At 72.4% G+C, this 23,874-nt stretch carries 23 protein-coding genes and 1 tRNA gene; 10 read left to right on the forward strand and 14 right to left on the reverse strand.

The genetic code is table 11. The features are described from left to right. Nucleotides 1-5: 5 nt before the first annotated feature. Together AB0F62_RS22190 and AB0F62_RS22195 are read right to left on the reverse strand one after the other, a co-directional pair. Nucleotides 6-1,037 (reverse strand): sugar ABC transporter permease, encoded by a 1,032-nt coding sequence (locus AB0F62_RS22190; RefSeq protein WP_361801558.1) that lies wholly within the window; start codon nucleotides 1,035-1,037, stop codon nucleotides 6-8. Between the two features lie 5 nt (nucleotides 1,038-1,042). Further along, complete coding sequence (locus tag AB0F62_RS22195) at nucleotides 1,043-2,389, reverse strand: extracellular solute-binding protein (RefSeq protein WP_361801561.1); 1,347 nt, start codon at nucleotides 2,387-2,389, stop codon at nucleotides 1,043-1,045. Between the two features lie 157 nt (nucleotides 2,390-2,546). Here AB0F62_RS22195 and AB0F62_RS22200 point away from each other — a divergent pair, with 157 nt between their 5' ends. The 3 genes from AB0F62_RS22200 to AB0F62_RS22210 all read left to right on the forward strand — a co-directional run bounded on the left by AB0F62_RS22200 (nucleotide 2,547) and on the right by AB0F62_RS22210 (nucleotide 4,555). Beyond that, nucleotides 2,547-3,575, forward strand: coding sequence for a LacI family DNA-binding transcriptional regulator (locus AB0F62_RS22200; protein WP_361801564.1), 1,029 nt, complete (start codon nucleotides 2,547-2,549; stop codon nucleotides 3,573-3,575). Between the two features lie 232 nt (nucleotides 3,576-3,807). Further along, complete coding sequence (locus AB0F62_RS22205) at nucleotides 3,808-3,996, forward strand: hypothetical protein (RefSeq protein WP_361801567.1); 189 nt, start codon at nucleotides 3,808-3,810, stop codon at nucleotides 3,994-3,996. 55 nt (nucleotides 3,997-4,051) lie between these two features. Further along, nucleotides 4,052-4,555, forward strand: coding sequence for a pyridoxamine 5'-phosphate oxidase family protein (locus tag AB0F62_RS22210; RefSeq protein ID WP_361801570.1), 504 nt, complete (start codon nucleotides 4,052-4,054; stop codon nucleotides 4,553-4,555). Nucleotides 4,556-4,562: 7 nt separating this feature from the next. Here AB0F62_RS22210 and AB0F62_RS22215 read toward each other — a convergent pair whose 3' ends face one another. Then, on the reverse strand, nucleotides 4,563-5,339 hold the full coding sequence (locus AB0F62_RS22215) for an isocitrate lyase/phosphoenolpyruvate mutase family protein (protein WP_361801573.1): 777 nt from the start codon (nucleotides 5,337-5,339) through the stop codon (nucleotides 4,563-4,565). Nucleotides 5,340-5,447: 108 nt separating this feature from the next. Between AB0F62_RS22215 and AB0F62_RS22220 the strand changes: the two genes are divergently transcribed. Together AB0F62_RS22220 and AB0F62_RS22225 are read left to right on the forward strand one after the other, a co-directional pair. After that, a complete protein-coding gene (locus tag AB0F62_RS22220; protein WP_361801576.1) occupies nucleotides 5,448-5,657 on the forward strand; it encodes a hypothetical protein in 210 nt (69 codons plus the stop codon). Nucleotides 5,658-5,724: 67 nt separating this feature from the next. Further along, nucleotides 5,725-6,234 carry a flavoprotein gene (locus tag AB0F62_RS22225; protein ID WP_361801579.1) on the forward strand — a complete coding sequence of 170 codons (510 nt, stop codon included), beginning with the start codon at nucleotides 5,725-5,727 and terminating at the stop codon, nucleotides 6,232-6,234. A 145-nt stretch (nucleotides 6,235-6,379) separates the two neighbouring features. On the opposite strand, the gene AB0F62_RS22230 is transcribed toward AB0F62_RS22225, so the two are convergent. The 3 genes from AB0F62_RS22230 to AB0F62_RS22240 form a co-directional block, all read right to left on the reverse strand. Further along, nucleotides 6,380-6,452, reverse strand: a tRNA-His gene (locus AB0F62_RS22230). 91 nt (nucleotides 6,453-6,543) lie between these two features. After that, nucleotides 6,544-7,155 carry an oligoribonuclease gene (gene orn / locus AB0F62_RS22235; protein WP_361801582.1) on the reverse strand — a complete coding sequence of 204 codons (612 nt, stop codon included), beginning with the start codon at nucleotides 7,153-7,155 and terminating at the stop codon, nucleotides 6,544-6,546. A gap of 5 nt (nucleotides 7,156-7,160) precedes the next feature. After that, nucleotides 7,161-8,441 (reverse strand): helix-turn-helix domain-containing protein, encoded by a 1,281-nt coding sequence (locus AB0F62_RS22240; RefSeq protein WP_361801633.1) that lies wholly within the window; start codon nucleotides 8,439-8,441, stop codon nucleotides 7,161-7,163. 940 nt (nucleotides 8,442-9,381) lie between these two features. Between AB0F62_RS22240 and AB0F62_RS22245 the strand changes: the two genes are divergently transcribed. Together AB0F62_RS22245 and AB0F62_RS22250 are read left to right on the forward strand one after the other, a co-directional pair. After that, nucleotides 9,382-9,903: a universal stress protein gene (locus tag AB0F62_RS22245; protein WP_361801585.1), complete on the forward strand. Its 522-nt coding sequence runs from the start codon at nucleotides 9,382-9,384 to the stop codon at nucleotides 9,901-9,903. A 106-nt stretch (nucleotides 9,904-10,009) separates the two neighbouring features. Beyond that, nucleotides 10,010-10,606: an acetate uptake transporter gene (locus AB0F62_RS22250; RefSeq protein WP_361801588.1), complete on the forward strand. Its 597-nt coding sequence runs from the start codon at nucleotides 10,010-10,012 to the stop codon at nucleotides 10,604-10,606. Nucleotides 10,607-10,680: 74 nt separating this feature from the next. Here the strand turns inward: AB0F62_RS22250 and glmS are convergent, their stop codons facing one another. The 6 genes from glmS to AB0F62_RS22280 all read right to left on the reverse strand — a co-directional run bounded on the left by glmS (nucleotide 10,681) and on the right by AB0F62_RS22280 (nucleotide 18,674). Continuing rightward, nucleotides 10,681-12,495: a glutamine--fructose-6-phosphate transaminase (isomerizing) gene (gene glmS, locus AB0F62_RS22255; RefSeq protein WP_361801591.1), complete on the reverse strand. Its 1,815-nt coding sequence runs from the start codon at nucleotides 12,493-12,495 to the stop codon at nucleotides 10,681-10,683. Nucleotides 12,496-12,538: 43 nt separating this feature from the next. Next, nucleotides 12,539-12,814 carry a hypothetical protein gene (locus AB0F62_RS22260; RefSeq protein WP_361801594.1) on the reverse strand — a complete coding sequence of 92 codons (276 nt, stop codon included), beginning with the start codon at nucleotides 12,812-12,814 and terminating at the stop codon, nucleotides 12,539-12,541. A 72-nt stretch (nucleotides 12,815-12,886) separates the two neighbouring features. Then, complete coding sequence (locus AB0F62_RS22265; protein WP_361801597.1) at nucleotides 12,887-14,053, reverse strand: acyl-CoA dehydrogenase family protein; 1,167 nt, start codon at nucleotides 14,051-14,053, stop codon at nucleotides 12,887-12,889. Between the two features lie 7 nt (nucleotides 14,054-14,060). Beyond that, the gene (locus tag AB0F62_RS22270) at nucleotides 14,061-15,017 is read right to left on the reverse strand and encodes a hydroxymethylglutaryl-CoA lyase (protein ID WP_361801600.1); all 957 of its coding nucleotides are present in this window, start codon (nucleotides 15,015-15,017) and stop codon (nucleotides 14,061-14,063) included. Continuing rightward, on the reverse strand, nucleotides 15,014-17,014 hold the full coding sequence (locus AB0F62_RS22275; RefSeq protein WP_361801636.1) for a biotin carboxylase N-terminal domain-containing protein: 2,001 nt from the start codon (nucleotides 17,012-17,014) through the stop codon (nucleotides 15,014-15,016). Before AB0F62_RS22275 ends, AB0F62_RS22270 begins: the two co-directional genes overlap by 4 nt. Nucleotides 17,015-17,045: 31 nt before the next feature. Continuing rightward, entirely contained in the window at nucleotides 17,046-18,674 is a 1,629-nt protein-coding gene (locus tag AB0F62_RS22280) for a carboxyl transferase domain-containing protein (protein ID WP_361801603.1), read from the reverse strand. 141 nt (nucleotides 18,675-18,815) lie between these two features. Here AB0F62_RS22280 and AB0F62_RS22285 point away from each other — a divergent pair, with 141 nt between their 5' ends. From AB0F62_RS22285 to AB0F62_RS22295, 3 genes are read left to right on the forward strand one after another with little or no spacing between them, the layout of a single operon-like run. Beyond that, nucleotides 18,816-19,439 carry a TetR/AcrR family transcriptional regulator gene (locus AB0F62_RS22285; RefSeq protein WP_361801606.1) on the forward strand — a complete coding sequence of 208 codons (624 nt, stop codon included), beginning with the start codon at nucleotides 18,816-18,818 and terminating at the stop codon, nucleotides 19,437-19,439. 38 nt (nucleotides 19,440-19,477) lie between these two features. Beyond that, entirely contained in the window at nucleotides 19,478-20,635 is a 1,158-nt protein-coding gene (locus AB0F62_RS22290; protein ID WP_361801609.1) for an acyl-CoA dehydrogenase family protein, read from the forward strand. Nucleotides 20,636-20,666: 31 nt separating this feature from the next. Next, the gene (locus AB0F62_RS22295; protein ID WP_361801612.1) at nucleotides 20,667-21,548 is read left to right on the forward strand and encodes an acyl-CoA thioesterase II; all 882 of its coding nucleotides are present in this window, start codon (nucleotides 20,667-20,669) and stop codon (nucleotides 21,546-21,548) included. A 9-nt stretch (nucleotides 21,549-21,557) separates the two neighbouring features. Here AB0F62_RS22295 and AB0F62_RS22300 read toward each other — a convergent pair whose 3' ends face one another. Further along, a complete protein-coding gene (locus AB0F62_RS22300) occupies nucleotides 21,558-22,748 on the reverse strand; it encodes a histidine kinase (RefSeq protein WP_361801615.1) in 1,191 nt (396 codons plus the stop codon). Then, on the reverse strand, nucleotides 22,745-23,407 hold the full coding sequence (locus AB0F62_RS22305; RefSeq protein ID WP_361801618.1) for a response regulator transcription factor: 663 nt from the start codon (nucleotides 23,405-23,407) through the stop codon (nucleotides 22,745-22,747). The genes AB0F62_RS22300 and AB0F62_RS22305 overlap by 4 nt, the downstream gene beginning before the upstream one ends. Nucleotides 23,408-23,874 lie beyond the last annotated feature (467 nt).

Here is a 23,874-nt window from a genome sequence, read left to right on the forward strand (position 1 = left end):
CGGCGTCACCCCTCGTGGTTCTTGCGCAGCCAGCGGGCGACCAGCCCGTTGATCGCGGCGATCAGCAGCAGGATCAGGAACATCGCCCAGGCGATGGCCGAGGCCCGCCCGAGGTGGTAGTTCGTCCAGCCCTGCTCGTACAGGTACAGGCCCAGCGTCTGGAACTGGTGGGAGGAGCCGCCCTTCTCGCCGCCGGGGCCGCCGAAGAGGAACGGCTCGCCGAACAGCTGGGTGGCGCCGATCGTCGAGACCACGATCGTGAAGAGGATCGTCGGCCGCAGCATCGGGATCGTCACATGGCGGAACTGCTGCCAGCGCGAGGCGCCGTCCAGCGCGGCGGACTCGTACAGATCGTGCGGCACGGCCTGCATCGCGGCCAGGTAGATCAAGGTGTTGTAACCGGTCCAGCGCCAGATCACGATCGACGACACGGCGATCTGCGAGGACCAGGTGCCCGCCCGCCAGTCGATGTGGTGGCTGAACCCGAGGTGCTCCAGCGCCCAGTTGATCATGCCGTAGTCGGTGCCGAACATCAGGGTGAAGACCAGCGTCGCGGCGGCGACCGAGGTGGCGTACGGGGTGAGCATCGCGACCCGGAAGAAGGTCGAGCCGCGCAGCTTGTAGTTGAGCAGGTGGGCCAGGCCCAGTGCGATCAGCAGCTGCGGGACGGTCGAGATCACCCCGATGGTGAACGTGTTCTTCAGGGCGTTCCAGAAGAACTCGTCCTCCAGCAGACGGGTGTAGTTGTGGAAGCCCACGAACTCCCGCGCGTCGAGGTTGGTCAGCTCCACCCGGTAGAAGGAGGACCAGCCCGTGTAGATCAGCGGGAAGAGCCCGAAGGCGGCGAAGAACAGGAAGAACGGCGAGACGAAGGCGTAGGGCATCGCCTTGACGTCCCACCGGTAGCGGCGGCTGCGCCAGCGGCCGCGTCGCTCTTCACGTGCGTCGCGCGGACGGCCGGAGCCGTCGCGCGGGGCCGCGCCCCCCTCGGTGGGGGGCGCGGTCACTGCGGTCATGTCGGAGATCTCCGAAGCCATGCGGGTCACTGGTCCAGTGCGTTGTCGATTTCCTTCTCGGCAGCCGCCCAGCCCTGAGCAGGGGTCTTGCCCTGCTGCTCGACCTGCAGGATGCCGACGTCGGTGATGGCCGTGTAGATCTGCTGGTCCTTCGGGCCGATCACCAGGGTCGGGATGCTCTTGGCCGCGTCGGCGAAGATCTGGCCGATCGGGGCGTTGTTGAAGTACTCGTGCTTGGCGTCCTTGACCTCGGGCAGGTCATAGGCGCCCGGGGCGCTCGGGAAGCTCGCCTGCTTGGCGAAGACCTTGGCCTGCTGCTCGGGGGCGGTCAGCCACGCGGCCAGCTTGACGGCCTCGGCCTTGTTCTTGCCCGCGGAGGGCACGCCGACGAAGGAGCCGCCCCAGTTGGCGGGCTTCGGCGCGGCGGCGACGTCCCACTTGCCCTTGCCGGCGTCGCCGGACTTCTCCTGGATGTAGCCGAGCATCCACGACGGGCAGGGGAGCGAGGCGAAGCGGCCGTTGGCGAAGCCCTGGTCCCAGGCCTTGTCGAACAGCTTCAGCTTGGCGGTCATCTTGCCGGTGGTGGCCTCCATGGCCAGGTCCCAGGCTTCCTTCACGGCGGGGCTGGTCTTGTAGATGACCTTGCCGCTGCTGTCGTAGTAGCGCTCCGAGGCGCCGTTGCTGATCGCCTGGTACAGGCCCGCGGAGGAGTCCAGGAACGTGGTGCCCTTGGGCGCGTTCTTGGTGTAGGTCTTGCCCGCGTCCAGGTACTTGTTCCAGTCGCCGGCCCAGAGCTTGGCGACATCGGCGCGGTCGGTGGGCAGGCCCGCCTTCTTGAACAGGTCGGTGCGGTAGCAGATGGCCATCGGGCCGATGTCGGTGCCGAGGCCGACGGTCTTGCCGTCGGAGGTGCTGGCCTGGGCCCACTTCCAGTCGAGGTAGTTCGACTTCTCGACGCCCGCGGCCTTGGAGAGGTCCTCGAACTTCGCCGCCTGGGTGGTGACGATCTCGTTGATGTTGCCGACCTCGATGGCCTGGATGTCGCTCAGGCCGCTGCCGGCGGCGAGGTGGGTGAGGAGCTGCGGGTAGTAGGCGTCGTTCCGCTCGATCACGTTCTCCTTGATCGTGATGTTCGGGTGCGCCTTCTCGTACTCCTCGTACAGACCGGCCTGCTTGTAGCCGAAGACACCGAAGGTGCCGACCGTGAGAGTGATCTTGCCCTTGCCGTCACCCTCCGAGCCACCGGCCTTCGCCGGGCCGTCGCTGTCCTTGGAGCAGCCCGCGAGCAGGCTCACTCCGAGTGCTGCCACCGCGGTTATCGCGACCGCCGCGGTACGGCCTCGTGGCCGGGACGACTTCCTTGTCGTGCGCATTCGGGTCCTCCGGGTACGTGCGGGAAGTGTACGTGTTCGATAGTGTGGGAGCGCTCCCACATGTGATGTGTTGAAGAGTCTCCGTTCCCCGATGAGGTGTCAAGGGAGGAGACGCTCTAAGTTGGCGCAGTTACCACCTCGTGATTGGGAGGCCGCAATGGTGATCGGCGGACGGCGCAGCGGTAGGCCGACGCTTGAGGAGGTCGCCGCCCGGGCCGGAGTGGGCCGTGGCACGGTCTCCCGGGTGATCAACGGGTCACCCCGGGTCAGCGACCACGCCAAGGCCGCGGTCGAGGCTGCCATCGCCGAGCTGGGCTATGTCCCCAACCGCGCGGCACGCGCCCTGGCGGGCAACCGGACGGACGCGATCGCCCTGGTCATCCCCGAGGCGGAGACCAGGCTCTTCGCGGAGCCCTACTTCTCCGACATCATCCGCGGCGTCGGCGCGGAGCTGGCCGACACCGACATGCAGCTGCTGCTCACGCTGCTGCGGACGCCCAAGGAGCGGCAGCGCTTCGGCCAGTACCTCGGCGCCCACCGCGTCGACGGCGTCCTGCTGGTCTCGGTGCACGAGGACGACCCGCTGCCCGACCTGCTGGAGCAGCTGGAGATGCCGACGGTGCTCAGCGGCCGCCGCTCCGACCTGGAGTCGGTGTCGTACGTGGACTCCGACAACGTCGGCGGCGCCCGCTCGGCGGTCGCGCACCTGCTGGGCCGCGGACGAACGACCGTGGCGACCATCACCGGCCCCCTGGACATGTACGTCGCCCGCTGCCGCCTCGACGGCTACCGCCAGGCGGTCGAGGCCGCCGGGCTGGTCCACGACAACGCGCTGGTCGCGGCCGGCGACTTCACCGAGGAGGGCGGCCGCGCCGCCATGCGGGCGCTGCTGGAGCGCCGCCCCGACGTGGACGCCGTCTTCGCGGCCTCGGACGTCATGGCCAGCGGCGCCCTGCAGGTGCTGCGCGAGCGGGGCCGGCGGGTGCCCGACGACGTGGCGCTGATCGGCTTCGACGACTCCGCCATCGCGCGCCACACCGACCCGCCCCTGACCAGCGTGCGGCAGCCGATCGAGGAGATGGGCCGCACCATGGCGCGGGTGCTGCTGGAGGAGATCGCGGCGAGCACCGCCACCCGGCGGCACGTCGTGCTGTCGACCGAACTCGTGCGCCGAGAGTCCGCGTAGCCGCCCCGGCGGACCCGGCCCGCGGGCGGGCGCGCTCGCACCGGCCCCGGCGGACCGGGGCGCCAAGTGGCCGGGGTGGCCGGGGAGTCGGCGGCGGCCGCGAGCGACGGGCCGGTACACCGTGACCCGCACAGGGGTGACCCCCGTCACGTGAGGAGGGTCACGGTGTGATATCGGGCCGCGGGGGCACTTGCCGGGGTCCTCTGTCATACCCGTCTCGTAAAATCAAGGCATGCCACCGACCCTTCTGGACCGCCGATCCGTTGAAGCCGCCAATGAGGCCATACGGCGGTTCGTCGCGGGCCGGCGCACATGGTCGCGTGCCGAACTGGCCGAGCTGGACCGCCTGCGCACGGTCTGGCAGGCCGCGCGTCAGGGCCAGGGGCACGACCCGGCCCGCCGCCTTCCGGGCGAGGACTGATCCCGTCCCGGCAATGCCGACAGAGGATGTCGGGTATGCCGGGGAGCATGACCGCATGACGACCAGCTGGCAGGACCTCCAGGAAGCGCAACCCGGCTTCGCCGAGACCGTGCGCACCCGATTCGGCGGCTACAAGCACCACGTCCTCGGCACCCTCCGCGCCGACGGCTCCCCCCGACTCAGCGGCATCGAGGCCGAGTTCCGCCTCGGCGAACTGTGGCTCGGCATGATGCCGGGCTCCCGCAAGGCCCTCGACCTGCGCCGCGATCCGCGCTTCGCGCTCCACGCCAACCCCGGTCCGGACACGTCGATGGACGGCGGCGACGTGCGGATCGCCGGACGCGCCGTCGAGGTCACCGACCCGGCGGTGATCGCCCGCTTCGTCGGCGAGGTGACCGTGCCCGAGGGGCCGTTCCACCTCTTCCGCGTCGATTTCACCGAGGTCGTGCGCACCTACGTCGACGACCCCGACCTCGTCCTGGAGGTCTGGCGCCCCGGCGGCCCGCTGCGCACGGTGCGCCGCGGCAACGACGACGCGCCCCCGCGCACGGACGGCTGACGCCCGCTCACTCCCCCTCGAAGGGGCTGTCCCCGCGCGCCACGGTCGCGACGAGCCCGGCGAAGTACCGCTGGACCATCTGGTGGAGCTGGTGGCCGTAGCTGATGCGGGCCACCCCCAGCTCCGCCAGACGGGCCGGGGAGGGCCCGCCGGGCCGGCTCAGCACGTTGACCGGGAGCCCGTCCACCGCCTCGACCAGGGCCCGTACGGTGGGCTCGTCCAGGGCGCCGATCGGGTAGACGCAGTCCGCGCCGGCGTCCAGATACGTCCTGGCCCGGCGCACCGCGTCCGCCAGCCGCTCCTCGGCCGTCGCGCCGCCGCGGATGAAGGTGTCCGTCCTGGCGTTGATCACCAGCTCCGGATCCGCGGCGCGCACGGCCGCGATGTACTCCGCCTGCGCGTCGGGCCCGGCCATCAGGCCGGTACGGGGGTTGGTGTCCTCCAGGTTGCATCCCACCGCGCCGGTCGCCTCCAGCCGCTCCGCGAGCTCCGCGGGCGGCAGCCCGTAGCCCCGCTCCATGTCGGCCGTCACGGGTACGCCGACCGCCCGGGAGATGCGGGCGACCGCCGCGAACATCTCGTCCGCGGGTGTGCCCTCGCGGTCCTCGTAGCCCAGGACGGGCGCCACGGCCGCGCTCCCGGTGGCCACCGCCGGGAAGCCCGCGTCGGCCACCGCGAGGGCCGAGGCGCAGTCCCAGACGTTCGGCAGGACCAGGGGGTCGCCCGGCACGTGCAGGGCGCGGAGTCGGGAGGCGAGGGCGGTGCGAGAGGGCTCGGTGCTCATGCCGTCCACGCTACGAGCGCTCGCCCGGACCCGCCCAGGGCCATTCGCGTCCGGCGCCGCGGGGCCACTTCGGGTGCGCCCGGCGCCGCGGTGCCGCAAGCTGGACGGGTGAGTGACGCCCCGATCGTCGTGTCCCCCGTCCAGGCCGGGGACCCGCCCTTCCGCATCGTGCAGATCGGCGGGGAGCCCATCGGCATCGCCCATGACCTGCTCGACGTCGTGCGGCTCGCCCACGGCGCCGGCATGGAGCACGTCGACTTCGACGATCCGCACGCCGTGCGCTGGGTCGGCGGGGGCAAGTACCACTGGTCCCCCTGAGCCCTGCGGCGGTCCGGCGCCGGCGGACGGTTGCGTAAGATCCACTTCCCGCGATTGGGTGGGCCGCATGACTCGGACCCTCTACCTCTTCGCCGGCGCCGCCCCACCCGTCTTCGACATCGCGCGGGTCATCGAGGACGCCCAGGCCCGCGGCTGGGACGTGTGCCTCGGGCTGACGCCCACGGCGGCCCGCTGGTTGGAGCCGAGCCTCGACGGTCTGGCGGCGCTGACCGGCCGCCCGGTGCGCTTCGAGTACCCGCTGCCCGGCCGGCCCGAGGTGTGGCCCGCGGCCGATGTGATCCTGGTCGCTCCGGCCACCTTCAACACGATCAACGGATGGGCGCTGGGGCTGACCGAGACCTTCGTGGTCGGCGCCCTGGCCGAGGGGATCGGCAAGGGTGTCCCGATGGTCGCTGTGCCGTCGGTGAACGCGGCGCTGACGCAGCACCCGCAGTTCGAGCGTTCGGTGGAGACCCTGCGCGCCGCCGGGGTCACCGTGCTCTTCGAGGACGCCGCGACCGGGTCGGAGTACCGCTGGCAGCCCGCGCTCGCGGCCGCCGAGGCGGTCGCGGGCTGATTTGCCCGGCCGGGGCCGCGCGGTCCCGGCCGGGCCCCGGGGATGCGTGACCCCGGGGCCCGCGGGGTCCCGGGGACTGCGGGTACTGCGGGGGCATACGACGAGGGCCCGGTCCGCTTTCGCGGACCGGGCCCTGCTTCATCAGGGTGAGTGACGGGACTCGAACCCGCGACATCCTGGACCACAACCAGGTGCTCTACCAGCTGAGCTACACCCACCACGACCGGCGCTTCTCACTGCTGCGCACCGGCCGAGAAAAAGTGTACAGGGTCCGACGGGGTGCTCGCTGCCACGTTTCCCGCGGGTCCCTCAGCCGGCCGTTTCCGCAGGCAGGACGTACTTCGCCGCGATCGAGCGCGCCGTGTCGGTGTCGGGTCCCGGCTGGGGCACGAAGACCGCCTCCCGGTAGTAGCGCAGCTCCGCGATGGACTCCCGGATGTCGGCGAGCGCGCGGTGGTTGCCGTTCTTCTCCGGGCTGGCGAAGTAGGCGCGGGGGTACCAGCGCCGGGCCAGCTCCTTGATCGAGGAGACGTCCACGATGCGGTAGTGCAGGTGCTGTTCCAGCGTGGCCATGTCCCGGGCGAGGAAGCCGCGGTCGGTGGAGACCGAGTTGCCGCACAGGGGGGCCTTGCGGGGCTCGGCCACGTACTGGCGGACGTAGTCCAGGACCAGCTTCTCGGCCTCCTCCAGGGTCACCCCGCCGTCGAGCTCGTCCAGCAGGCCGGAGGCGGTGTGCATCGTGCGGACGATCTCCGGCATGCTCTCCAGGGCCTCGGCCGGCGGACGGATGACGATGTCCACCCCCTCACCGAGCACATTGAGCTCCGAGTCGGTGACGAGTGCCGCCACCTCGATCAGAGCGTCGTGGGCCAGGGAGAGCCCGGTCATCTCGCAGTCGATCCACACCATCCGGTCGTTCATACGTCTCACCCTACGGGGCGATCCCGTGGAGCAGGCATAGCCGCGTTGCGGCTGCGTCCGTCGCGGCCGTCCCGGTCGCCGCGCGGCCGCCGGGATCCGTGCGGCTCCCGGGGGTCGAAGCGGCTGCCCGGCTGCTCGGGGATGCGGGCCGCGAAGGGCGGCTCGCCGTCGGTCTTGAGCGCGCCCGGTCCGGTGGGACCGGCCTGGCCGGGGATCTGCAGCACTCCGCCGTGGCCGCGGTCGGCCGCGGGGACGGGACCGCGGCGCGGGGCCGGGACGCCGCCCGCCTCGGGGCCGCGCGGTTCCCGGGTGGCGGGGAGCGCGGAGGCGTCCGGCTCGTCCTGCGGGCGCCGGGCGCGGTAGGCGGCACGGTAGGAGGCGGGGGAGGAGCCGAGCTGGCGGCGGAAGTGACCGCGCAGCGCGACGGGGGAGCGGAAGCCGCAGCGCGCGGCGACCTCGTCGACGGAGTAGTCGGAGGTCTCCAGCAGCCGCTGGGCCTGCAGGACGCGCTGGGTGATCAGCCACTGCAGGGGGGCGCTCCCGGTCAGCGTGCGGAAGCGGCGGTCGAAGGTGCGGCGGCTCATGTAGGCGCGGGCGGCGAGGGTCTCCACGTCGAACTGCTCGTGCAGGTGCTCCAGTGCCCAGGCGACGACCTCGGCGAGCGGATCGCCGCCGATCTCCTCCGGTAAAGAGCGGTCGAGGTGCCGGGGCTGGCCGCCCCAGTCGCCGCGCCGGGGAGGCACGACCAGCCGGCGGGCGAGCGCGTTGGCGGCCTCGCCGCCGTGGTCGGTCCGTACGACGTGCAGACACAGGTCGATGCCGGCGGCGGTGCCCGCGCTGGTGAGCACGTCGCCGTCGTCGACGAACAGCTCCCGCGGATCGACGTGGACCGACGGGTAGCGCTTGGCGAGGGTCGGGGCGTACATCCAGTGCGTGGTGGCGGGGCGGCCGTCCAGCAGCCCGGCGGCGGCGAGCACGAAGGCGCCGGTGCACAGGCCGATGATGCGCGCGCCCTCCTCGTGGGCGCGGCGCAGCGCGTCCAGCGCCTCGGCGGGCGGCGGTTGCGAGATGGACCGCCAGGCGGGCACGACGACCGTGCCGGCCCGGGACAGCGCCTCCAGGCCGTACGGGGCGGACAACTCCAGCCCGCCGGTGGTGCGCAGCGGGCCGTCCTCGCCCGCGCAGACCAGCAGCCGGTAGCGCGGCACGCCGGCGTCCTGGCGGTCGATGCCGAACACCGAGAGCGGGATGGAGCTCTCGAAGATGGGTCCGCCGCTGAACAGCATGACGGCGACGACTTCCTGACGGCGCCGCGCCGACAACTTGCGTGGCGCGCGGCCCTGTTGGGCCGCTCCGGACGGGCCGGGCGGGACGGGGGCGCTCACCGGGGCGCCGGGCGCTCCCGGGGCGTGCGCGAGGCCCGTTGTCCCCGTTGACGCGGACGGTGCGGTGGACATGCCGGCGGCCGACTGGATCTCCGCCATGGTGCCGGTCCTGGACTCCTGTGTCATGGAGCTCAAGCCCCCCTCGGTCGTCTGGTCCTCTCGGTCCTGCACGGGTCCCCCGCCGTTGTCGCTCAAGATCGAATCTACTGGGTCCGATGCACCCGCAGTGGCAAGTTCACCACCTGCCGGTATGTCGACATGACCACGTGGCGTGAAGCATTCGATCACGAAGCGTTCCCCTCGTGAAGTGTGCCTCCCGGGCGCGGGACCGGCGCACAACGTCCGTGCGCCCCCTCATTCCGCTTCCGCCCTGGTGACAGCGGAGGTTGCGGCACTTGTCATCAAGTACCTTTGCACAGGGGGAAGTTGGCCGAAAATGATGGGAAGTCCTGCACGCACCCCAGGTCAGCGCTCCGTCGTACGCCCCCTGGGTGGCCGGGTATCGAGTGCGCCCCCCGTCCCTCCGAGGGGCCGGAGGACGATTCCGGATATGGCCGGAGGCGGACATCTGGAGGCGGCCGGGCGCGGGGTGACTTGTCCGATTGGCGGTGAGGCGTTGCGCTCGGCGGCCCGGCTCCGGCATTCTCCTGGAAACTCCGGGGTAGGGGGACGCTGTGAGGGCGCCTGCGCATCTGTGCAGGGGCCCCCAGTCGCCGTACTCTGGAGTCAGCGGGAAGGGCAGCCCCTTACCGGTCGAAATCAGGCCGGTCCCGCGGCCCCCGCAGTGTTGTTGTCCGCCCACTCGGCGCTCCCGGCGCCGACCTTGCCGAGAATCCGCATCATGGCCGGTTACGAGCTCCCCGAGCCCGCCGACGGAAAGCCGCTCGCCGAATCGGCGGCGGTGCCCGAGGCGGACAGCGAGCCGCGCACTTCCTGCGATCCCGCGTTCCGGCACGGTGTGGTCGTCGGTTTCGACGGCTCCGTGTCCAGCGAACGGGCTCTGGCGTACGCCATCGGCATGGCGCGCCGGTCCGGTTCCGCGCTGATCATCGTGCATGTCGCCAACCGGCTTCCGGCGACGGTGTGGGCCGGCTGCGAACCGCCGGTCTTCGTGGACGTCCCCGACCACCGCACCGAGGTGCTCGGCCTGGAACTCGCCTGCGCCGACCACCTGTCGGAGGTGCCGTGGATCCTGGTCGAGCGCGGCGGCGACATCTGCCACGAACTGGAGGAGGTCGGCCGGGAGTACGAGGCCGACGCCATCGTGGTCGGTGGGACGCACGGGATCATCGGCAAGATCTTCGGGTCGGTCGCCGGGCGGCTCGCCCGGCGCGCTCAGCGACCTGTCGTGGTCATTCCATAACGATTCGGGCACGTTGCCGGGAAGAAGGGCTTCGCGGGATTGCTTGTGCCCTTGTGAAGGGTATCTCACCTGCAGTTTCTTCCCTCGTACCCGAAGGGGGCCCGCGGTGGACAACGACGTCTCCACGGCAAGCACCGCACGAGCCGGCGCCACGGCTCTGGGATATCTGGCACTCGGCCTGACACTGATCGCCTTTGGGCTGCTCAGCACGGGCGTATTCGACAACACCGCGGCGGCCGACGCCGCGGGACTCGCGCTCATCGTCGGCGGCGTCACGCAATTCGTCGCCGGCATGTGGGAGTTCTACGGTGGCAACAGCTTCACCGGCACCGCCTTCGCCCTGCTCGGCGCCCTCTGGGTGACCTGGTCGGCGGCGTCCGGCGCGGGCGCGAGCAAGGAGGTCACCGGGCTGTTCATGCTCCTGTGGGCGCTGGCGGCGCTCAGCCTCACGATGGCCGCGTGGCAGATGGGCGGCGTGGCGCAGGCGGCCTTCGGGCTGCTGACCGTGTCCATGGCGCTGTTCGGTGTCGCGGCCCTCGCCTCCAACGGGGGCCTCGGCAAGGTGGCCGGCTGGGTCGGCCTCGCGGCCGGCGCGGTCGCCTGGTACGGCGGGACGGCACTGCTCACCAACGCCGCCTGGGGGCGGCGTGCCCTCGCCGACGGCTGGCGGCTGGCCGTGCCGCACCGCGGGCACGCGGCCTGACCGCCCGGGGAAGCAGCGGCGAGGCCCCCCGCGCCCTGGGGCGCGGGGGGCCTCGTGCGTGCCGGGGCCGCCGGCTACTCGACGGTCACGGACTTCGCGAGGTTGCGCGGCTTGTCGATGTCCCGGCCCAGGGCCAGCGCCGTGTGGTACGCCAGCAACTGCAGCGGGATGCCCATCAGGATCGGGTCGAGCTCGTCCTCGTTCTTCGGGACGAGGATCGTGTGGTCGGCCTTCTCCTGCGCCTGGTGCGCGACCGCCAGGATCCGGCCGCTGCGGGCCTTGATCTCCTCCATCGCGGCGCGGTTCTTCTCCAGCAGCGAGTCGTCCGGGACGATCGCCACCGTCGGCATCGCGGGCTCGATCAGCGCCAGCGGGCCGTGCTTGAGCTCGGAGGCCGGGTAGGCCTCGGCGTGGATGTAGGAGATCTCCTTGAGCTTCAGGGACGCCTCCAGCGCGACCGGGTAGCCGCGGACCCGGCCGATGAACATCATCGACTTGGCCTCCGCGTACTCGGCCGCCAGCTTCGCGATGTCGTCCTCCTGCGTGAGGATCTCCTGGATCTGCTCGGGCAGCCTGCGCAGGCCCTCGATGATCCGCTTGCCGTCGGCCACCGACAGGTCGCGGATGCGGCCCAGGTGCAGGGCGAGCAGCGCGAAGGCGACGACGGTGTTGGTGAAGCACTTGGTGGAGACGACGCAGACCTCCGGCCCGGCGTGCACGTAGACGCCGCCGTCGGTCTCCCGGGCGATCGCGGAGCCCACCACGTTCACCACGCCCAGGACGCGGGCGCCCTTGCGCTTGAGCTCCTGGACCGCCGCCAGCACGTCGTAGGTCTCACCGGACTGCGAGACGGCGATGTAGAGGGTGTCGGGGTCCACGACCGGGTTGCGGTAGCGGAACTCGGAGGCCGGCTCGGAGTCGGCCGGGATACGGGCCAGGCCCTCGATCAGCGAGGCGCCGATCAGGCCGGCGTGGTACGAGGTGCCGCAGCCGAGGATCTTCACCCGGCGGATGCCGCGGGCCTCGCGGGCGTCGAGGTTCAGGCCGCCCAGGTGCACGGTGGAGAACTTGTCGTCGATCCGGCCGCGCAGCACGCGGTCGACCGCGTCGGGCTGCTCGCTGATCTCCTTGTGCATGTATGTGTCGTGGCCGCCCATGTCGTAGGAGGCGGCCTCCCACTCCACGGTCTCGGGGGTGGCGGTGGTGCGGGTGCCCGAGGTCGTGTAGGTGCGGAAGTCGTCGGCCTTCAGGGTGGCCATCTCGCCGTCGTCGAGGGTGACGACCTGGCGGGTGTGGGAGATCAGCGCGGCGACGTCGGAGGCGACGAACATCTCCTTCTCGCCGATGCCGAGGACCACCGGCGAGCCGTTGCGGGCCACGACGATCCGGTCGGGGAAGTCGGCGTGCATGACGGCGATGCCGTAGGTGCCGTCGATGACTTTCAGCGCCTCGCGGACCTTCTCCTCCAGGGACTCGGCCTGGGAGCGGGCGACGAGGTGGGTGATGACCTCGGTGTCGGTCTCGGAGGCGAAGACCACGCCGTCGGCCTCCAGCTTGGCGCGCAGCTCGGAGGCGTTGTCGACGATGCCGTTGTGGACGACGGCGACCTTGCCCTCGGTGTCGAGGTGCGGGTGTGCGTTCTCGTCGCTCGGGGCGCCGTGGGTGGCCCAGCGGGTGTGGGCTATGCCGGTGGTGCCGGCGAAGCGCTTGGGGACCCGTGCCTCCAGCTCGCGGACGCGGCCCTTGGCCTTGACGGCCTTGAGCCCGCCGGACCTGCCGGAGATCACGATGCCCGCGGAGTCGTATCCGCGGTACTCCAGTCGCTGCAGGCCCTCCAGCAGCAGGGGGGCGACATCACGCTTCCCGATGTAGCCGACGATTCCACACATGTTTCCGTCCCTCCCGGTCGCACGAGGCGGCCCGGTGTCGCAGTCAGCCGTAGACGAGGCGGCGCAGCTGCCGCAGTGAGTACGCGGGCGGGGCGACCGCCCGGTGCGGCAGCTCGGCCGTGATCTGTTCGAAGATCTCCGCGTTCTGCAGACCCTTGGCCTGCAGTTCGCGGTGGCGGCGCCGTACGAAGTCCTCGGCCGTCTCGTCGAAGTACGCCAGAACGTCGAGGACCACCCGGGCGGCCTCGCCGCGTTGCAGCGGCGTGGTCCGCACCAGGTGGTCGACGAGGTCGTCATGGGTCGTCCGGCGTTCGAGCACCGGTCGATACTGAGGGAAGGAGGAGGCTGATCGCAAGATTTCTGCCCGATATCGGGCAGGGGGCTGCGAAAACTACGCCGGAAGGCCGAGCTCCCGTGCGATCAGCATGCGCTGCACCTCGCTGGTGCCCTCGCCGATCTCCAGGATCTTGGAGTCCCGCCACATGCGGGCGACCGGGTACTCGTTCATGAAGCCGTAGCCGCCGTGCACCTGGGTGGCCTCGCGGGCGTTGGTGACCGCGATCTCCGAGGAGTAGAGCTTGGCCATCGCCGCCTCCTTCTTGAACGGCTCCCCGGCGACCAGCCGCGCCGCCGCGTCCCGCCAGGCCAGCCGGGCGGTGTGGGCGCGCATCTCCATGTCGGCGAGCTTGAAGGCGACCGCCTGGTTGCTCCCGATCGGGCGGCCGAAGGCGGTGCGCTCCTTGGCGTACGCCACCGACTCGTCCACACAGCCCTGTGCCAGACCGGTGGCCAGCGCCGCGATGGCGATCCGGCCCTCGTCCAGGATGCGCAGGAACTGGGCGTAGCCGCGGCCCCGCTCGCCCAGCAGGTTGGCGGCCGGCACGCGGCAGTCGGAGAAGGAGAGCTCGCGGGTGTCGGAGGCGTTCCAGCCGACCTTGCTGTACTTCTTCGAGACCGTGAAGCCGGGGGTGCCGGACGGCACGATGATCGAGGAGATCTCCGGGCGGCCGTCCTCCTTGCGACCGGTGACGGCCGTGACCGTGACCAGCGAGGTGATGTCGGTGCCCGAGTTGGTGATGAAGCTCTTGGTGCCGTTGATCACCCACTCGCCGGTCGCCTCGTCCAGCCGGGCCGTGGTGCGGGTGCCGCCGGCGTCGGAGCCGCAGTCCGGCTCGGTCAGCCCGAACGCGCCCAGCTGCTCGCCGGAGGTCAGCTGCGGCAGCCACTGCCGCTTCTGCTCCTCGGTGCCGAAGCGGAAGACCGGCATGGCGCCGAGGGAGACCCCCGCCTCCAGGGTGATCGCCACGGAGGAGTCCACCCGGGCGAGCTCCTCCAGGGCGATGCACAGGGCGAAGTAGTCGCCGCCCATGCCCCCGTACTCCTCGGGGAAGGGCAGGCCGAACAGGCCCATGCGGCCCATCTCGCGGATGATCTCGTAGGGGAACTCGTCGTGCTCGTAGAACTCGCCGATCTTCGGCGCGACGACGTCGTGCGCGAACTCCTCCACCGTGCGGCGGAGTTCCTCGTACTCGGCGGGGAGCCGGTGGGCGGTCGTCATGGCAGGGTCACTCCTGGTGGGAGAGGGCGCGGACGGTACGGGACGGGCTCGGTCGGCCCAATTGCTCCGCCATCCACACGCTGGTGGCGGTGAGGCGGCTGAGATCGACCCCGGTCTCGACGCCGAGGCCGTCGAGCATCCAGACCAGGTCTTCGGTGGCGAGGTTTCCGGTGGCGCTCTTGGCGTAGGGGCAGCCGCCGAGGCCGCCGGCGGAGGCGTCGACCACGGTCACGCCCTGCCGGAGGGCGGCCAGGGTGTTGGACAGCGCCTGGCCGTAGGTGTCGTGGAAGTGGACGGCGAGTCTCTCGACGGGCACGTCCAGGCCGGTCAGGGTGTCGAGCAGCGCCACGACGTGGCCGGGCGTGGCGACGCCGATGGTGTCGCCGAGGCTGAGCTCGTCGCAGCCCAGGTCGTACAGCCGGCGGGCGACCGCGGCGACCTGCGGCACGGGGACCGGGCCCTCCCAGGGGTCCCCGAAGCACATCGACAGATAGCCGCGCACCTTCGCACCCGCCTCCTTGGCGGCGGCGACGACGGGGGCGAACATCTCCAGCGACTCGTCGATCGTGCGGTTGAGATTGGCCTTGGCGAAGGACTCGGTGGCGCTGCCGAAGACGGCCACCTCGCGCACCCCGAGGGCCAGGGCCCGCTCCAGGCCGCGCCGGTTGGGCACGAGCACGGGCAGCCGGATTCCGTCGCCCAGGTCGTCCAGCAGCGGCATCAGCTGCTCGGCGTCGGCTAGCTGGGGCACCCACTTCGGGTGCACGAAGCTGGTCGCCTCGATCGTCGTCAGCCCGGCGTCGGCCAGGCGGTGCACGAATTCCGCCTTGACCTCGGTGGGCACCGCGGTCTTCTCGTTCTGCAGTCCGTCGCGTGCGCCGACCTCGTGGATGCGCACCCGTCGCGGGAGCCCGTCCAGCGGCACGGACAGGGGCAGCCCCGGGGTGCGTTCGACGGCCGTCATTCCGCCTCCTCCTGGTGCGGGGTGACCACGGCGAGCACCTGGTCCATGGCGACGGTGCTGCCCGGGGTCACGTCGATCTCGGTGACGGTGCCGTCGTGCGGGGCGGTGATGACGTGTTCCATCTTCATCGCCTCCACCACGAGCAGGCTCTGGCCCGCGGTGACCTCGTCGCCCTTGGCGACCTTGACCACCGTCACCGTGCCCGGCATGGGCGCGGCCAGGGTGTCGACCCCGCCGCCGCCGGCACCGCCCCGCAGCGCCGCCTCGACCGGGTCGTGGGGCTGGAGGCGCCAGCCGTCGCCGTCCCTGCCGAGCCAGTCGCCCGCGTGGTCGAAGACATGGGTGACGCCGTCCCACTCGACGGTGATCCGCTGCCCGTGACCCCGGAGCAGCCGGGCGCGCACCGCGGCGGCCTCCGCGATCCGCACCTCGGCCTCCGCTGCGCCGCCGCGGACGCGGACCCGCACGGCGTCGGCACCGGGCACGCGCAGCCAGTGGTCGGTCCAGGCGGGCTCCCCGCCGAGCCGCCAGCCGCTCGGCACGGAGAAGGGATCCCGCCAGCCGCCGCCGGCCTCCGCCGGCTCCAGGGCCGCGTGCCGCAGCAGCGCGGCCGCCGCGTACACCTCGACGGGCACCTCGGAGGGCACCAGGCCCGCGAGCTCCCGGTCGATCAGACCAGTGTCCATCTCGCCGGACACCACGTCGGGGTGGGCCAGAAGCCGGCGCAGGAAGCCGGTGTTGGTGTCCAGACCCAGCACGGTCGTCCCGGCGAGGGCGGCCCGCAGCCGGCGCAGCGCGGTCGGGCGGTCGGGGCCGTACGCGATGACCTTGGCGAGCATGGGGTCGTAGGACGTGCCGATCTCGCTGCCGGCCGACAGCCCGGAGTCGACGCGCACCCCCTCGCCTGCAGGCTCGTCCAGCGCCAGAACGGTGCCCGCCGACGGCAGGAAGTTCCGTGAGGGGACCTCGGCGCAGATCCGGGCCTCGACGGCGTGCCCGGTCAGGGCGACCTCGTCCTGGCCGAACGAGAGCCGCTCGCCGGCGGCGATCCGCAGCTGCCACTCCACCAGGTCCAGCCCGGTGACCAGCTCGGTGACGGGGTGCTCGACCTGGAGGCGGGTGTTCATCTCCATGAAGCAGTAGGCGGACGGATCGGCGCCCGGGACGATGAACTCCACGGTGCCCGCGCCGACGTAGCCGCACGACAGCGCCGCCTGAACGGCGGCCGCGCCCATGGCGGCCCGGGTGGCCTCGTCCAGCAGGACCGAGGGGGCCTCCTCGATCACCTTCTGGTGGCGGCGCTGCAGGGAGCACTCGCGCTCGCCGAGGTGGACCACGTTGCCGTGGCCGTCGGCCAGTACCTGGATCTCGATGTGCCGCGGGCGGTCGATCCACCGCTCCACCAGCAGGGTGTCGTCCCCGAAAGAGCCGCGCGCCTCCCGGCGGGCGGCCGCGATCTCCTCCGGGAGCAGGGCCGTGTCGCGCACCAGGCGCATGCCCTTGCCGCCGCCGCCCGCGGAGGGCTTGAGCAGCACCGGGGTGCCGATCTCCAGCGCGGCGGCCGTCAGCTGCTCGTCGCTGAGCCCGCTGCCGCTGCTGCCCGGCACCACCGGGACCCCGGCCTCGCGGACGGTCTCCTTGGCGCGGATCTTGTCGCCCATGAGCTCGATGGCCCGGGCGGGCGGCCCGATGAAGGCGAGCCCCGCGTCCGCGCAGGCGCGGGCGAAGGCGGCGTTCTCGGCGAGGAAGCCGTAGCCGGGGTGGACGGCCTGGGCGCCGGTGCGGGCGGCCGCCTCCAGCAGGCGCTCGATCGACAGATAGCTCTCGGCGGCCGCCGCGGGGCCGATCCGCACGGCGGTGTCGGCCTCGCGCACATGGCGGGCGCCGGCGTCGGCGTCGCTGAAGACGGCCACGGAGCGGATCCCGAGCCGCCGCAGGGTGCGGATGACGCGGACGGCGATCTCGCCGCGGTTGGCCACCAGGACGGTGTCGAACATCGCAGACTTCGCTGACATCACAGTGCTCCCCCTACATCCGGAAGACGCCGAAGCCCGGCGCCTGCGGATCGCGTTGCGGAATCGGCGCGTTGGCGCAGGCGGTCAGGGCCAGTCCCAGCACCTGACGGGTCTGCAGGGGGTCGATGACCCCGTCGTCCCACAGCCGGGCCGTCGCGTAGTAGGCGTTGCCCTGCTCCTCGTACTGGGCGCGGATGGGGGCCTTGAAGCCCTCCTCGTCCTCCGCCGCCCAGGTGTCGCCGGCCGCCTCGATCTGGTCGCGCTTGACAGTGGCCAGCACGGAGGCCGCCTGCTCGCCGCCCATGACGGAGATCTTGGCGTTGGGCCACATCCACAGGAAGCGCGGCGAATACGCGCGGCCGCACATCGAGTAGTTGCCCGCGCCATAGGAGCCGCCGATGACCACGGTCAGCTTGGGCACCCGGGTCGTGGCGACCGCCGTCACCATCTTGGCGCCGTGCTTGGCGATGCCGCCCGCCTCGTACTGACGGCCCACCATGAAGCCGGAGATGTTCTGCAGGAAGAGCAGCGGGATGCCGCGCTGGTCGCACAGCTCGATGAAGTGCGCGCCCTTCTGGGCCGATTCGGAGAACAGGATGCCGTTGTTGGCGACGATGCCCACCGGGTGGCCGTGGATCCGGGCGAAGCCGGTGACCAGCGTCGTGCCGTACTCGGCCTTGAACTCCGCGAAGCGGCTGCCGTCGACGAGACGGGCGATGACCTCGCGGACGTCGTAGGGGGTGCGCGAGTCGACCGGGACCGCGCCGTAGAGCCCGGCCGGGTCGACGGCGGGCTCCTCGACGGGGCGGACCGCCCAGGGCAGTTCGCCGCGGTCGGGCAGGGTGGCCACGATGTTGCGCACGATGCGCAGCGCGTGGGCATCGTCCTCGGCCAGGTGGTCGGTGACGCCGGAGGTGCGCGAGTGCACCTCGCCGCCGCCGAGCTCCTCTGCCGTGACGACCTCGCCGGTGGCGGCCTTCACCAGCGGCGGGCCGCCGAGGAAGATCGTGCCCTGGCCGCGGACGATCACCGCCTCGTCGCTCATCGCGGGGACGTAGGCTCCGCCCGCCGTGCAGGAGCCGAGGACGGCGGCGATCTGCGGGATGCCGCGCGCGGACAGGGTGGCCTGGTTGAAGAAGATCCGGCCGAAGTGGTCGCGGTCGGGGAAGACCTCGTCCTGCTTGGGCAGGAAGGCGCCGCCGGAGTCGACCAGGTAGACGCACGGCAGCCGGTTCTCCAGGGCGATCTCCTGGGCGCGCAGGTGCTTCTTGACCGTCATCGGGTAGTACGTGCCGCCCTTGACGGTGGCGTCGTTGGCGACGACCACGACCTCGCGTCCGGAGACCCGGCCGATCCCGGCGACCACGCCGGCGGCCGGGGCCTGGCCGTCGTACATCCCGTCGGCGGCCAGCGGGGCGAGCTCCAGGAAGGGCGATCCGGGGTCCAGCAGGCCGTCCACCCGGTCGCGGGGGAGCAGCTTGCCGCGCGCGGTGTGCCGGGCGCGGGCCTTCTCGCCGCCGCCGAGCGCGGCCGCGGCGAGCTTCTCGCGCAGCCGTGCGGACAGCTCGGCGTGCGCCTTCTCGTTGGCGCGGTAGGCCTCGCTCGCCGGATCCGCGGCGCTGGCGAGGACGGGTGCTTCCATGTCACGGGCCCCCGGAGGAGTTAGCGGTCGTTAACGTGTTGTCGACCACGTTAGCGGTCGTTAACACGGCTGTCTAGAATGGTAGGACGATGAGATCGCGGGGGGCATCCGCAGACCGGACGCCTCGCGGAAAGGTGCGGTGTGGAGCCCACGAGGACGGCGGCCAAGGCGGCCAGCGGCAGGCGCGACCAGATCCTGAGGGAGGCCGCGCGGCTCTTCGCCGAGCGCGGGTTCCACGGGGTCGGCGTGGACGAGATAGGGGCGGCCGTCGGGATCAGCGGCCCGGGGCTGTACCGGCACTTCGCGGGCAAGGACGCGATGCTCGCCGAGCTGCTCGTCGGGATCAGCGGCCGGCTGTACTCCGCGGGCCGCATGCGGGTGGCCGAGGCCGACGGCCCGGCCGACGCCCTGGACGCCCTGGTCCGCGGCCACATCGACTTCGCCCTGGACGACCGGGCGCTGATCATCCTCCACGACCGCGAGCTGGACCGGCTGCGCGACTCGGACCGCAAGCTCGTGCGCCAGTTGCAGCGCCAGTACGTCGAGCAGTGGGTCACGGTCGTCCGCGAGGTGCACCCCCGGGCCGCCGAGGCCGAGGTCCGCGCGGCCGTCCACGCCGTCTTCGGCCTGCTCAACTCCACCCCGCACCTCGGTTCGCACGGCGGGCTGCCCGGCCGCGCGGCGACCGCCGTCCTGCTCCACCGGCTGGCCCTGGGCGCCTTCGCCGCTCTGGACAGCGCGCGCAACCGGGAAGTAACTTACTGAGCGCTTGCTTATCGCTCGGTGTGCAGAGGAGGCGCCAAGTGCGTCGCACGGTATTCAACGAGGACCACGAGGCCTTCCGGGAGACGATCCGGGACTTCATCGCCAACGAGGTCGTGCCCGTCTACCCCGAGTGGGAGGAGACGGGGTACCCGCCCCGCGACTTCTACCGGCGCCTGGGCGAGCTGGGCATCTTCGGCATCGAGGTGCCCGAGGAGTACGGCGGCGCCGGCATCACGGGCTGGAAGTTCAGCGCCGTGGTGACCGAGGAGTGCGCCCGCGCCGGCGTCAGCTTCGGCAGCAGCGGCGTGCACACCGGCCTGGTGCTCCCGTACATCCTCGAGTTCGCCAACGACGAGCAGAAGAAGCGCTGGCTGCCGGACTTCGTCAGCGGCGACATGATGACCGCGATCGCCATGACCGAGCCCGGCACCGGCTCGGACCTGGCGGGCATGACCACCAACGCCAAGCTCTCCGAGGACGGCACCCACTACGTCCTCAACGGCGCCAAGACCTTCATCACCGGCGGCGTCGTCGCCGACCGCGTGCTGGTCGTCTGCCGCACCTCGCCCGCCACGCCGGAGGACCGCCGCGGCGGCCTGTCGATCCTCGCGGTCGACACCGCGAGCGAGGGCTACGCCGTCGGCCGCAAGCTGGAGAAGATCGGCCTGCGCACCTCCGACACCGCCGAGCTGTCCTTCACCGACGTCAAGGTCCCCGTCGAGGACCTGCTCGGCGAGGAGGGCAAGGCCTTCTCCTACCTCGCCCACAACCTCCCCGTCGAGCGCCTCGCGATCGCCGTCGGCTCCTACGCGCAGGCCGACGCCGCCGTCCGCTTCGCGACCCAGTACGTGCGCGACCGCAAGGTCTTCGGCAAGGCCGTCGCCGAGTTCCAGAACACCAAGTTCGTGCTCGCCGAGTGCGCCTCCGACGTCGACGCCATGCAGGCCGTCGTCGACCGCGCCCTGGAGGCCCACGAGCACGGCGACTTCACCGCCGCCGACGCCGCGCGCGCCAAGCTCTTCTGCACCGAGACCGCGGCCAAGGTCATCGACCGCTGCCTCCAGCTGCACGGCGGCTACGGCTACATGCTGGAGTACCCGATCGCCCGCCTGTACGCGGACAACCGTGTGCACCGCATCTACGGCGGCACCAGCGAGGTCATGAAGTCGATCATCGCCAAGTCGCTGGGGCTGTGACCGGACGGTCCGCCGATCCCGAGAGAACCACGTGACCAACCACGCACTGCAGTCCCTGCTCGATCTGCTCGACCTCGAGCGGATCGAGCGGGACATCTTCCGCGGCGCCAGCCGCCCCGCCGTCGTCCCCCGCGTCTTCGGGGGCCAGGTCGCCGCCCAGGCGCTGGTCGCGGCGGGGCGCACGGTCCCCGAGGGGCGCGACGCCCACTCCCTGCACGCGTACTTCCTGCGCATGGGCGACCCCGGAGCGCCGATCGTCTACCAGGTCGACCGGATCCGCGACGGCCGCTCCTTCACCACCCGCCGGGTCGTCGCCGTCCAGCACGGGCAGCCGATCTTCCATCTGTCCGCGTCCTTCCAGACGTACGAGGACGGGCTCGAACACCAGGAGCCGATGCCGCCGGCACCGGACCCGGAGACCCTGCCCACGGGCGAGGAGCTGCTGCTCCCGCACCGGGACCGGTTCCCCGACCCCTCGGTCGTGGACCGCCTCCTGGAGGCGCGTGCCGCCGTCGACCTGCGCTACGCCGACGCCCCGCCCTTCCTCGCCGCCGAGGCCGGGCCGCGTGAGCCGCGCTCCCAGGTGTGGTTCCGCACCAACGGCAAGCTCGCCGACGACCCGCTGCTCCACGTGTGCCTCGCCACCTATGTGTCGGACATGACGCTGCTGGACTCCGTGCTGCTTGCCCACGGGCGCGGCGGCTGGGCGGTCGGCGACGTGGTGGGGGCCAGCCTGGACCACGCCATGTGGTTCCACCGGCCGTTCCGCGCCGACGAGTGGCTGCTGTACGACCAGCAGAGCCCGTCCGCCTCCGGCGGGCGAGGGCTCGGCACCGCGCGCATCTACACCCGGGACGGGCGGCTCGCCGTCTCCGTCATCCAGGAGGGCGTGGTCCGCGTCCCGCGGCCCTGACCCAGCGACTCAGCGGTCCGCGCCCAGCGGCAGTACGGCCCGCACCAGGAAGCCGCCGTCCGGCGCCGGACCCGCGTCCAGGGTGCCGCCCAGCTGGGCGGCACGCTCCCGCAGTCCGGTCAGGCCGTGTCCGCCGGACGGCAGCACCGGGCCGTGCGCGCCGCCGCACGCCTCGTTCCGCACCGCGACGTGCAGCGCGTCGGCGGCGAGCCGTACGGTGACGTCGGTCCGCGCGCCGGGCGCGTACTTGCGGGCGTTGGTCAGGGCCTCCTGCACGGTGCGGTACGCCGCGTGCTGCACCGGCGCCGGACAGCCGTCCCGGTCCAGGGCGCGCAGATCGCCGCGCACCTGCGGCCCGGCCGCGGCCAGCAGCGTGGGCAGTTCCGCGAGCCCGGGGCCGGCCTCCTCGGGGCCGCTCACGGCCACCGGCATCCGCAGCAGCCCCACCATGTGCCGCAGTTCGTCCAGCGCGTCGCGGCTGAGCTGCCGCACCGTACCGGCCGCGGCCCGCGCCTCCTCGCCCTGGGCGGTCGCCTCCAGCGCGCCCGACTGCACGGCGATCAGGCTGATGTGGTGCGCCACGGTGTCGTGCATCTCCCGCGCGAGCCGGGTGCGCTCCCGCACCACCGCCCGCTCCGCGGCCAGCCGCCGTTCCCGCTCCCGGCTCTCGGCGAGCTCGGCGAGCCGCGCCGCCAGTTCACGGCGTGACGCGGTCAGCAGCCCCAGCGTGGTCGGGGCCACGGCCAGCAGTGCGGACAGCAGCACGGCGAGCACGGTGGCCGCGGGGGCCCAGTCCACCTCTCCGATCCACGGCCAGGGGAAGAACGACACAAAGGCGACGGCCGCCGCACAGCCCAGCGTGATGGCCATGTGCGGCGCGAGCCGCCGGCGGCCCGGGTGCGGCTGCGGCCCGTGCCCCCGCCGGGTCAGCCGCCGCGCCCGCGCCACGGTCAGGGTGGCGCCGTCGGCGGCGACGCCGTAGAGCGCCGCCATGGGCGCGAGCCACACATAGCCCAGGGAAAGGGCGGGCAGCGTGGCCAGGAGCACCGTCAGGGGCAGGCGGCGGCGGAAGGCGAGGGCGCCCGCGGCCGCGTAGGCCGCCGTCAGCGCGAAGGGACCTCCCAGGGAACGGGTGGCCCAGGCCTCCGTCGCGGCGACGGCGACCAGGCACCCGTCGACGGCGACCCGGGGGAGTCTCATGTCGCGCTCTCCGGCCGGAGTCCGGCCCGGTGCGCCAGGACGGCCAGCGACACCCGGTTCGGCGCGTCGAGCTTGCGCAGCAGCGCGCGGACGTGGTCCTTCACCGTGGCGACCGTGATGTACAGCCGCTCGGCGATCTCCAGGTTCGACAGGCCCCCGGCGACCAGCAGCAACACCTCCCGCTCCCGTCCGGTCAGTCGGTGCAGCGCCGCCCCGGCGGGTTCCGCCTCGCGGGCGTCGGCGGTGCCCAGGTAGCCGTCGACCACCGCGCGGCTGACGGTCGGGGTGAAGACCGTCCCGCCGGACGCGAGCACGCGCACGGCGTCGATGAGGGTGGCCACCGCCGTGTCCTTGAGCAGGAAACCGGTCGCGCCCGCGCGCATGGCGGCGGTGATGTGGGCGCCGGTGTCGAATCCGGTGAGCATCGCGACGGCCGGCGGGTCGGGCAGCGCCCGTACGGCCCGCAGCACGGTCAGCCCGTCGGGCTCCGGCATCACGGTGTCCAGCAGCACCAGGTCGGGCGCCAAGGCGCGAACGGCGGCCAGCGCGGCGCGGCTGTCGCAGTCGGCGGCGACCGCGATGTCGCCCGCGGACTCGAGGATGCGCCGCAGCGCGGTCCGCACCAGTGCCTCGTCGTCGACGATTACTACCCGTATCACGCTCCCGCGCCTTTCTCCGGACGGCCCTGCACTCCACCCGAGGGTGGACCGCGATGTCCATCCCGGGGTTGATCCTCCGGCGGCGCCGGACCGGCAGAATCGACGGCGATCGTAACGAGCACACCGCCGGGCCGCATGTCCGGGCGGCCGTGCCCGCCGATCGACGGGGGAAACCGGGGGAACACCACGGGGGAACAACGGGGGCCACGGGGGAACAACGGGGCCCACGGGGAACGGGGGTTCTCATGTCGCGGACCAAGGGCGGGGGCGCAGGGCCCCGGCCTGTCGACATCGGGCCCCAGGACGTCGCCCGAGCGGCGTCCCGGAGCCCGGCGGGAGCAGCGGGGGGGGGGCGGCGGGGGGGGGGGCGGGGGGGGCGGGGGGGGGGGGGGGGCCGCGGGGGGGGGGGGGGGCGCGCGGGGGGGGGGGGGGGGGGCGCACGAGGATGCAGGATGTGAAGGTGGAGG

This window comes from Streptomyces sp. NPDC026673, from assembly GCF_040638135.1.
In the GTDB taxonomy this organism is placed as follows: Bacteria; Actinomycetota; Actinomycetes; order Streptomycetales; family Streptomycetaceae; genus Actinacidiphila.